This is a genomic window from Planomonospora algeriensis, assembly GCF_977012225.1.
In genome coordinates this window covers 1-9574 of the sequence record NZ_CDRNDK010000242.1, presented here as the reverse complement: position 1 = coordinate 9574, position 9574 = coordinate 1, and the positions used below count along the sequence as shown (strand labels likewise).

The window sequence follows — 9574 nt, the reverse complement described above, 5'->3', positions numbered from 1 at the left end:
ACGTCCGGAATGAGGCCGGGCACGTCCGGAATGAGGCCGGGCACGTCCGGAATGAGGCCGGGCACGTCCGGAATGAAAGTTTCACAGGCCCGGGATGACCGTCGGCGGGACCGGGTCGTGGCGGTTGAGCAGGGAGAAGAGGGGCTCCCGGGGCCCTCGGCGTCCCCCATGACACTGAACGGTCATATCGGTCAAATAGTGAACATCGCATGCGAGCTGCTAGAAATCCCCCGGGTTCCGTGATCCCGGCAGTCGCCGGTGGCCGGGGCCCGTCATCCGTCCCCTGAGGAGCCGAGTGCCGACGATCATGCGAGGCCCCTCCTCACCCGGGCTGAACAGAACAGGAAAGGCCAACTCTTCGTGAAACCTCTCGCGCGTCCGCGCCGCGGATTCCTGAGGATCGGCGCCACCGTCGCGCTCGCGCTGGGCTCGCTGGCGGCCATGCCGACCGGTGGCGCCATGGCCACCGCCGCGGGCTGCGCGGTCACCTACACCACCAGCAGCTGGCCGGGCGGATTCAGCGCCAACATCACCGTCAAGAACCTCGGCGGCGCCCTCGACGGCTGGAAGCTGGGCTTCTCCTTCCCGAGTTCCGGCCAGAAGGTCGGGAACGGCTGGTCGGCGGTCTACGACCAGAAGGGGACCGCCGTCACCGCGAGCAGCGTGAGCTACAACAAGTCGCTGGCCACCGGCGCCTCGGCGCAGATCGGATTCATCGGGAGCACGACCGGCGGCAACCCGATCCCGGAGACGTTCACCCTCAACGGCGTCACCTGCAACGACACCGCCACCAGGCCGCCCGCGCCGCCGACCGCCGCGCCGACGCCGACCCGCACGGCCACGGTGGCCCCCACGCCGACCGCGACCCGCACGGCCACCCCGGTCCCCACGGCGACCCGTACCGCGACGCCCACGCCCACGCCGACCGCGACCCGTACGGCCACCCCGACGCCCACGCCGACTCCCACGAGGCCCCCGGCCACCGGCACGCCCGTCGGGATCAACGGCAAGCTGCACGTCTGCGGCGTCCACCTCTGCAACCGGTACAACCGCCCGGTCCAGCTGCGCGGCATGAGCACCCACGGCATCCAGTGGTTCCCCAAGTGCTACACCGACGCCTCGCTGGACGCGCTGGCGAACGACTGGAAGTCCGACCTCTTCCGGGTCTCCATGTACGTGCAGGAGGGCGGGTACGAGACCAACCCGGCCGCCTTCACCGAGCAGGTGAACAAGTACGTCGACATGGCGACGGCGCGCGGCATGTACGCGATCATCGACTTCCACACGCTGACGCCGGGCGACCCCAACCACAACCTGGCCCGGGCGAAGACCTTCTTCGCCTCGGTCGCCGCCCGCAACGCGGGCAGGGACAACGTCATCTACGAGATCGCCAACGAGCCCAACGGGGTGAGCTGGGCCTCGATCAAGAGCTACGCCGAGCAGGTCATCCCGGTGATCCGCGCGGCGGACCCGGACGCGGTGGTCATCGTCGGCACCCGGGCGTGGTCGTCGCTGGGCGTCTCGGAGGGCTCCAACGAGGCCGAGATCGTCAGCAACCCGGTCAACGCCAAGAACATCATGTACGCCTTCCACTTCTACGCCGCCTCGCACAAGGACAACTACCGGACCGTGGTGAGCCGGGCCGCGGCGAAGCTCCCGCTCTTCGTCTCCGAGTTCGGCACGGTGACCGCCAGCGGCAACGGCGAGGTCGACCTCGCCAGCACCGCCGCGTGGATCGACATGCTGGACCAGCTGAAGATCGGTTACGCGAACTGGACCTACTCCGACGCCCCCGAGAGCAGCGCCGCCTTCAAGCCGGGCACCTGCTCGGCCGGTGCCTTCGCTGGCACCGGGGCGCTCAACCCGTCGGGCGTCTACATCCGCGACCGCATGCGCACCGCGGATAACTTCCCCACGAGCTGACCCTCCCCGCACCGGCCGCACCCCCCTTCCCCGGCCGGTCCGAAGAGAAGGCCCCTCCCGCTCCCCCGGGAGGGGCCTTCTCCCCGTTCCGGCCGGTCCGCGCCCCACGCCCGCGTCCGGAGGTACGGCCCGGCGGTCCCCCGGCGTGAAGCCAGGCTGTCGCCCGGGTTAAGAAAAGCGCGATGGACACCGCGGGAGACGGCCCGGCACAGTGCGTAGGGTCGGAAGGTGAGGGGGGACCTGGGATGAAAGCACTGGTCAAGGAGCGGGCCGAACCCGGCCTGTGGCTGATGGACGTTCCCGAGCCCGAGGCGGGGCCCGGAGAGGTGCTGATCCGGGTGCTGCGCACCGGGATCTGCGGCACGGACCTGCACATCCGGAGCTTCGACGCCTGGGCGCGGCAGACGCTGCGCACGCCGCTCGTCGTCGGGCACGAGTTCTGCGGCGAGGTCGTGGAGGTGGCTCCGGGGGTCGAGGACATCGCGGTCGGCGACCTGGTCAGCGGCGAGGGGCACATCGTCTGCGGCAAGTGCCGCAACTGCATGGCCGGACGGCGGCACCTGTGCCGCAACACGATCGGGCTCGGGGTGAACCGCGACGGCGCCTTCGCCGAGTACGTCGTGCTGCCCGCCTCCAACGTGTGGGTGCACCGTACGCCGGTGGACCCCGACATCGCCGCGATCTTCGACCCGTTCGGCAACGCCGTGCACACCGCCCTGTCGTTCCCGCTGGTCGGCGAGGACGTGCTGATCACCGGAGCGGGGCCGATCGGGCTGATGGCCGCGGCGGTCGCCACGCACGTCGGCGCGCGCAACGTCGTCATCACCGACCTCAGCCCCGAGCGGCTGGCCCTCGCCGACAAGCTCGGCGTCACCCTGGCGCTGAACGCCGCCGAGACGTCGATCGCGGAGGGCGTGGAGAAGCTCGGCATGCGCGAGGGCTTCGACGTGGGCCTGGAGATGTCCGGGCACCCCCAGGCGCTCCGCGACATGATCGCCAACATGACGCACGGCGGGAAGATCGCCATGCTGGGGCTGCCCGCGGAGGAGTTCGCGGTCGACTTCGCGACGATCGTGACCTCGATGATCACCCTCAAGGGGATCTACGGCCGGGAGATGTACGAGACGTGGTACGCCATGTCCGTGCTCCTGGAGAAGGGCCTCGACCTCTCCCCCGTCATCACCGACCGCTTCTCCTACCGCGACTTCGACGCGGCCTTCGACACCGCCGCGAGCGGAAAGACCGGCAAGATCATCATGGATTGGACCGCCTGATGTTCGACAACGTCCGCGACGACCTGCGCGCGACCATCGACGAGATCGCCTCGGCCGGCCTGCTCAAGCCCGAGCGGGTCATCACCACCCCGCAGCGCGCCGGCATCGCCGTCGCGGGCGGCACGGGCGGCGCGGCCCCGGGGGGCGGCGCCGTACCGGACGGCGTGGCCGTGCCGGGGGCCGGGGCGGCCGGCGGGCCCCGCGAGGTGCTGAACTTCTGCGCCAACAACTACCTGGGCCTGGCCGACCACCCCGAGGTGATCGCCGCCGCCAAGGAGGCGCTGGACCGCTGGGGCTTCGGCATGGCCTCGGTGCGCTTCATCTGCGGCACCCAGGAGGTGCACAAGGAGCTGGAGGCGCGCCTCGCGGCGTTCCTCGGCCAGGAGGACACCGTTCTCTACAGCTCCTGCTTCGACGCCAACGGCGGCGTCTTCGAGACGCTGCTCGACGACCGCGACACGGTGATCTCCGACGCGCTCAACCACGCGAGCATCATCGACGGCATCCGGCTGTGCAAGGCCCGCCGCCTGCGCTACGCCAACCGGGACATGGCCGAGCTGGAGGCCCGGCTCAAGGAGTCCGCCGACGCCCGCCGCCGCCTGATCGTCACCGACGGCGTGTTCTCCATGGACGGCCACGTCGCGCCGCTGGACGAGATCTGCGACCTGGCCGACCGGTACGGCGCCATGGTCATGGTCGACGACTCGCACGCGGTCGGCTTCGTCGGCGAGGGCGGCGCGGGCACCCCCGAGCTGTTCGGGGTGCGCGACCGGGTCGACGTCATCACCGGCACGCTCGGCAAGGCCCTCGGCGGGGCGAGCGGCGGCTACACCGCGGCCCGCAAGGAGATCTGCGAGCTGCTCCGCCAGCGCTCGCGCCCCTATCTGTTCTCCAACTCCCTCGCCCCGGTGATCGCCGCCGCCTCGCTGCGCGTCCTGGACCTGGTCAGCGGCTCCGGCGAGGCCCGGGAGCGGCTGCGCGCCAACACCGCGCGCTTCCGCTCCCGGATGACCGAGGAGGGCTTCACCATCCTGCCGGGCGACCACCCGATCGTCCCGGTGATGATCGGGGACGCGGCGGAGGCGTCCGCGATGGCCGAGCGCCTGCTCGACCGGGGCGTCTACGTGATCGGCTTCTCCTACCCGGTGGTCCCGCACGGCCAGGCCCGCATCCGCGTCCAGCTCTCGGCGGCCCACTCCACCGAGGACGTCGACCGCGCGGTGGAGGCGTTCGTCGCCGCCCGGGGGTGACCCGGCCGGGGCCGGGTCACGGGCGGGACCCGAGCCGGGATCCGAATCGGCCTGATCCGAATCGGCCGGGGCCCGACCGGGGCCGGACCGGGCCGGACCGGGCCGGACCCGGCCGGCGCGGGCCGTGCGGGTGCTCAGGACAGGAGGCCGGCCAGGGCGCGGGTCCGGGCGGGGTGCCGGAGCTTGCGCATCCCCATGGACTCGATCTGGCGGATGCGCTCACGCGTCACGCCCAGCCTCCTGCCGATCTCCTCCAGGGTCCTGGCCTCGCCGTCGGCCAGGCCGTACCGGAGGGAGATCACGTTCGCCTCCCGCTCGGTCAGGGTCTCCAGCGCCGCGTCCAGCTGCCCGCGCAGCGACGAGGAGACCACCGCGTCGGCCGGGTCCTGCGCGTCGTCCTCGATGAGGTCGCCCAGCTCGGCGCCGTCGTCGTCGCCGACCGGGGTGTGCAGCGAGACCGGCTCGCGGGCGTGCCGGAGCAGCTCCTCGACCTTCTCCGAGGTCAGGTCCAGCTCGGCCGCCAGCTCCGCGGAGGTGGCCTCCCGGCCCAGCTGCTGCCGCATCGCGCGCCGGGCGCGGTTCACCCGGTTGAGCACCTCGACGACGTGCGCGGGGAGGCGGACCGTCCGGCTCTGGTCGGCCAGAGCCCGGCCGATCGCCTGCTTGATCCACCAGGTGGCGTAGGTGGAGAACTTCAGGCCGCGCCGGTGGTCGAACTTCTCCACCGCGCGCATCATCCCGATGGTCCCCTCCTGGACCAGGTCCAGCAGCGGCATCCCGCCGGCGGCGGCGTAGCGCCTGGCGATCGAGACGACCAGCCGCAGGTTGGCCTCGACCATGTGGTCCCTGGCGCGGCGGCCGTCGGCGGCCAGCCGCTCCAGCTCCAGCCGCTCGGCCGGAGCCGGTCCCTCGCCCTCGGCGTCGAGGCGCTCCTGGGCGAGCGTCCCGGCCTCGATGCGCCCGCCCAGCTCCACTTCCTGCTCTGCGGTCAGCAGCGGGGTGCGTCCGATCTGCTTGAGGTAGTCCTTCACCGGGTCGACGTCGACGGCTCCGTTCGCGTGGCGGGCAGGGCGGGATGCGGTGGCGCTCAAGAGGGTCCTTTCGCCGGGTGGGTCAACGAGAACGCGGGGGCAGGGTGATCGATTCCCGGTGCCGGGGTGATCGGCCGGATGCTCAGCCGCGGCCGGGCACGCGGCGGGGGCGGTGCGCCGGGGCGCGGTACTCCTGCCCCCGCCGCATGCCCTCGGCGCGGCGGTCGTGCCCGCTCGCCGTACGGGCGAAGCGGTTCGAGGTCCGCGGCTCGGCGGCCTTCCGGATCGCCTCGGCGAGGTGGACGGTGCTGAGGGTCTTCTCGGCCATGCGGTTCTCCCGTTCGGTCGCGTCGGCTTGCTGGACATAAATTTATGTCGAACCTAGAAACATGTCAACACTAAATTTAGGTCGAACCGAGGTAAGGTGGAGGCATGAGCACCCAGACGACCGGCCTCAGAGAGCTGAAGAAGCAGCAGACCAGGGAGAACATCTCCCACCAGGCCACCCGGCTGTTCCTGGAACGCGGCTTCGACAAGGTGACGATCGCCGACGTGGCGGCGGCCGCGCAGGTGGCCAAGATGACGGTCACCAACTACTTCCCCCGCAAGGAGGACCTCGCCCTCGACCTGAGCGAGGCGTTCGTGCAGTCCCTGGCCAGGACCGTCCGGGGCAGGGAGCCGGGCGAGTCCGCGCTGGCCGCGCTGCGCCGCGCCTACCTCGCCGCGGTCGCCGAGCACAGCCCGGTCATCGGCTTCTCCGGTCCCGAGTTCGCCCGGATGATCACCGGCAGCCCCGCGCTGACGGCCCGGCTGCGGGAGTTCCACGACGAGCGGGAGAAGGCGCTGGCCGACGCCCTCACCGAGGAGGCCGGCGCCGGTCCCGGCGACATCCTGCCCCGGGTGGCCGCGGCCCTGCTGGGCGGCGTCCACCGGCTGCTGTTCGACGAGACGCTCCGCCGTACCCTCGACGGTCAGGACGACGCGGAGATCGCCGCGGCGCTCACCGGTCACATCGGCACCGCCTTCGACGCTCTGGAGCCCGCGCTCGGCGACTACGCCGTCCGCCCGGCCGGATGATCCGGGCGTGGGCGGTCGGGCGTGGGCGGTCCGGGCGCTGGCGACAATGAAGGGGTGATTGACACCCGGCGGCTGCGGACCCTGCGCGCGGTGGCCGACCACCGGACGGTCACCGCCGCCGCCGCGGCGCTGCACCTGACGCCCTCGGCTGTCTCCCAGCAGCTCGCCGCCCTGGAGCACGAGGTCGGCCACCGGCTGCTGGAGCGCGACGCCCGGGGCGTACGGCTGACCGCCGTCGGCCGCATCCTGCTCGGCCACACCAACGAGGTCCTCGCCCAGCTGGAGCGGGCCGAGGCCGACATCGCCGCCTACACGACCGGTGCGGCGGGCGAGGTGCAGGTCGCCTCCTTCGCCACCGCGATCGGGCTGGTGGTGGCCCCGGCGGTGGGCGTGCTCCGGGAGAAGGAGCCGGGCCTGCGGGTGCGCGTCCTGGACGCCGAGGGCGACCAGAGCCTCACCATGGTGCTGGACGGCGGGGTCGACGTCGCCGTCGCCGTGGAGTACCGCGGTGCTCCGGGCGAGGACGACCGGCGGCTCTCCCGCATCCCGCTCTACTCCGAGCCGTTCGACGTCGTCCTCCCCCGCGACCACCGCCTCACGCGCCCGGCGGGTGCGGCGCGCATGGGTGCGGCGCGCACGCAAACGACGAGCACGGAAACGACGGACATCGCCCCGGCGGGCGTCGATCCGGCGGGCACGGCAGGTACGGCGGACACCGACCCGGCGGGTACGGCGGGCGTGACCGCGACGGATGCGGCCCTCCCCGGGGAGACGATCACCGTCGCGGACCTGGCGGGCGAGACCTGGATCGGCCCCTATCCGGGCAACCCCTGCCACGACGTGATCGCCCTGGCCTGCGAGCACGCCGGGTTCGCCCCCGCCTTCGCGCACTCCTCCGACGACTTCCGCGCGGTGGTCGCCCTGGCCTCGGCCGGAGCGGGCGTGGCGATGGTGCCGCGGCTGGCGCTGCGCGGAGCCGACCTGTCCGGCGTGGTGATCCGCCCCGTCGCGGGCCCGCAGCGCCGGGTCTTCGCCGCCGTACGGCGCGGCGCTGAGCGCCACCCCCTGCTCATCCCGCTGCTCGACGCCCTCCGCCACGCCGCCACCGCCCTGAGCTGACAGTGAGGATGTAGGGGAACGCCTCCCGGGAGAGCTTGGCTCTTGATCTGACTGACCACGGTGTCTTCAACGGGATCCGTCGGCTCGGTCCGGGAGGCGTTCGACGGGACCGAAGACGCGTCCGCTCCATACGGAGATCTTCAGCTTGCGCGCCTGCGTCGACGAGGCGGCTTGGCCAGATCGCGGCAGCGGGTCACCAGATCTTCGACCGTCTGCAGACTCGGCCCCTTCCCGTCCTCCTCGCAGCAGGCGGGCTTTGTCCGCTCGCCCGGCGGCGGCGCGTCCAGACCGCACGCCTCCCACAACAAGGTGTACACGTCACGTGCCCGATCGTGCTCATCATGGGCCCCAGCATCAGCACCCACGCGGCGCCCGGCTCTTCGAAGGCGACCACGACACGCATCGCACCTCTCAGGTGCTTGACGCACAATCGATTCACCGGCACATCCCCGGTGAGCCGATATCCCAGAGCCGCACAGCCTCGCGACTCAAGATCGTCGACGAAGCCGGTGAAGGTCCTCCGGCCGGCTCCGCGCAGGGTTTCGGCCTGCTTCTCCGCGAGGACCGAGAGATAGACCTCAGTCTTCACCGGTGGTGAGCTCCGAGTTCTTGGAGTCCCACTCCGCTTTGACCTCCTTCCAAGGGCGCCCCTCGCCCTGCCGCATCTGCTGGAGCCCGTCGGCCAGCAGCCCGTCCTCCAGAAGCTCCTGATCCTGAAGGCGGTGCCAGACCGCCTCAGCGAGATTGCGGTTCCGGCCGGACCTGCGGAGATCCTGGACGAGCATCGCCACGATGTACAAGCGCCCGGCCTCGACCACCAGCCGAGGGCTTCCCTTGACCCGGGTGAGCAGCCCTTCCTTGACCCACGCGCGCACGGTCTTCTCGTCGACGCCCAGGATCTTGGACGCGATCGTCGCCCGCACCGGCTCGGCCTGGGCGAGCAGGTCCTGGAGGACCTCTCTGACCGTGTCGCGGGTATCGCTCTCCTTGGTGCCGGCGACGACCTCGTCCAGTTTCCGCACCTGGCCGAACAGGCCCAGCACCGCCCGCTCCTCGGTTTCCTTCCTGCGCGGGACGTGAGAACCCCCCGTCGCTTCGTGCTCGCTCCGCGCCGAGGCGCTCCGGAGCCGACTCTTCCTGACCGCCCCCGGCGAAGATCCTCGGGACCTGACGTCGATCATTCGGGTGCTCCTTCCTCCGCTCCCATCCTACTCCCTTTTTTTGCCGCGAATTCGGGAATCAAATCCTCTGAGACCGCCGGTCACAGCACCCTGGTGGCGTACGCGCTCAAGGGGAAGGACGTGATCATCGATCTCGAGCGGCTCGCCGAGGGTTCCTAGGCTCCACGCCGGGCCGCGGCGATGGCCTCGGTGAAGCGGCGGTGGCGGGACAGCTCCGCCTCCACCGGGTCCAGGACCAGCTCCCGGCCGACCCGCTCCACGCTCGCGCGCAGCGCCCCGGCCGCCTTCCGGGCCCTCCGCCGCCCGCCGAGCCAGGCGGCGGCCCGGGAGAGCAGCGCGAGCACCACGCCGAGGAAGAGCCCGCCGAGCAGCAGCAGGGTGGGCCACGGCAGCTCACCGGCGGTCGGCACGGGCGGTTCGGGCAGGTGCAGGTAGTCCATGGCGAACAGGCCGAGCAGCCAGAGCGCGCCCGCCACCGCCGCCGCGAGCACCAGCCACTGCGCCGCCCCGGCCATCCGCCACCACAGCGGCCTGCGGGACGCGCCGAGCGAGGTGGTCGCCACCGCCCGGTCGAGCGCGTCCTCCAGCTCGTCGGCGTGCGACCGCGCCGCGCGCCGTACGGCCGCCGCCCACGGTTCGGGCAGTCCCGCCGAAGCGGCGGCGGCCGTGTCGCGCAGGGCGGCGTCCAGCTGGGAGCGCTGGACCGCCCCGGCGGCGGG

The 9574-nt window shown here is 72.0% G+C and carries 8 protein-coding genes and 1 pseudogene; 5 read left to right on the top strand and 4 right to left on the bottom strand.

What is annotated here, in order from left to right:
• Window positions 1-360: 360 nt before the first annotated feature.
• The 3 genes from ACWJ6R_RS22595 (at window position 361) to ACWJ6R_RS22585 (ending at window position 4447) form a co-directional block, all read left to right on the top strand.
• The gene (locus tag ACWJ6R_RS22595) at window positions 361-1923 is read left to right on the top strand and encodes a cellulase family glycosylhydrolase (protein ID WP_449064147.1); all 1563 of its coding nucleotides are present in this window, start codon (window positions 361-363) and stop codon (window positions 1921-1923) included.
• A 245-nt stretch (window positions 1924-2168) separates the two neighbouring features.
• Window positions 2169-3197 (top strand): L-threonine 3-dehydrogenase, encoded by a 1029-nt coding sequence (tdh, locus tag ACWJ6R_RS22590; protein WP_449064146.1) that lies wholly within the window; start codon window positions 2169-2171, stop codon window positions 3195-3197.
• Entirely contained in the window at window positions 3197-4447 is a 1251-nt protein-coding gene (locus tag ACWJ6R_RS22585; protein WP_449064148.1) for a glycine C-acetyltransferase, read from the top strand. Before tdh ends, ACWJ6R_RS22585 begins: the two co-directional genes overlap by 1 nt.
• A 134-nt stretch (window positions 4448-4581) precedes the next feature.
• Here ACWJ6R_RS22585 and ACWJ6R_RS22580 read toward each other — a convergent pair whose 3' ends face one another.
• Both ACWJ6R_RS22580 and ACWJ6R_RS22575 read right to left on the bottom strand, forming a co-directional pair.
• Window positions 4582-5538 (bottom strand): RNA polymerase sigma factor, encoded by a 957-nt coding sequence (locus tag ACWJ6R_RS22580; protein WP_449064145.1) that lies wholly within the window; start codon window positions 5536-5538, stop codon window positions 4582-4584.
• Between the two features lie 82 nt (window positions 5539-5620).
• Window positions 5621-5806, bottom strand: coding sequence for a hypothetical protein (locus tag ACWJ6R_RS22575; RefSeq protein WP_449064144.1), 186 nt, complete (start codon window positions 5804-5806; stop codon window positions 5621-5623).
• A gap of 104 nt (window positions 5807-5910) precedes the next feature.
• On the opposite strand from ACWJ6R_RS22575, the gene ACWJ6R_RS22570 reads away from it, so the two are divergent.
• Together ACWJ6R_RS22570 and ACWJ6R_RS22565 are read left to right on the top strand one after the other, a co-directional pair.
• Window positions 5911-6555 carry a TetR/AcrR family transcriptional regulator gene (locus ACWJ6R_RS22570; RefSeq protein WP_449064143.1) on the top strand — a complete coding sequence of 215 codons (645 nt, stop codon included), beginning with the start codon at window positions 5911-5913 and terminating at the stop codon, window positions 6553-6555.
• 54 nt (window positions 6556-6609) lie between these two features.
• Window positions 6610-7674 carry a LysR substrate-binding domain-containing protein gene (locus ACWJ6R_RS22565; protein WP_449064142.1) on the top strand — a complete coding sequence of 355 codons (1065 nt, stop codon included), beginning with the start codon at window positions 6610-6612 and terminating at the stop codon, window positions 7672-7674.
• Window positions 7675-8252: 578 nt separating this feature from the next.
• Here ACWJ6R_RS22565 and ACWJ6R_RS22560 read toward each other — a convergent pair.
• Window positions 8253-8717 carry a hypothetical protein gene (locus ACWJ6R_RS22560; RefSeq protein WP_449064141.1) on the bottom strand — a complete coding sequence of 155 codons (465 nt, stop codon included), beginning with the start codon at window positions 8715-8717 and terminating at the stop codon, window positions 8253-8255.
• Between the two features lie 293 nt (window positions 8718-9010).
• Window positions 9011-9574 (bottom strand): annotated as a pseudogene (locus tag ACWJ6R_RS22555) (ABC transporter); the annotation flags it as partial.

Coding starts and splice junctions, on each gene's coding strand:
- ACWJ6R_RS22585 (WP_449064148.1), top strand. CDS start 3,197: ATGTTCGACAACGTCCGCGACGACCTGCGCGCGACCATCGACGAGATC.
- ACWJ6R_RS22575 (WP_449064144.1), bottom strand. CDS start 5,806: ATGGCCGAGAAGACCCTCAGCACCGTCCACCTCGCCGAGGCGATCCGG.
- tdh (WP_449064146.1), top strand. CDS start 2,169: ATGAAAGCACTGGTCAAGGAGCGGGCCGAACCCGGCCTGTGGCTGATG.
- ACWJ6R_RS22570 (WP_449064143.1), top strand. CDS start 5,911: ATGAGCACCCAGACGACCGGCCTCAGAGAGCTGAAGAAGCAGCAGACC.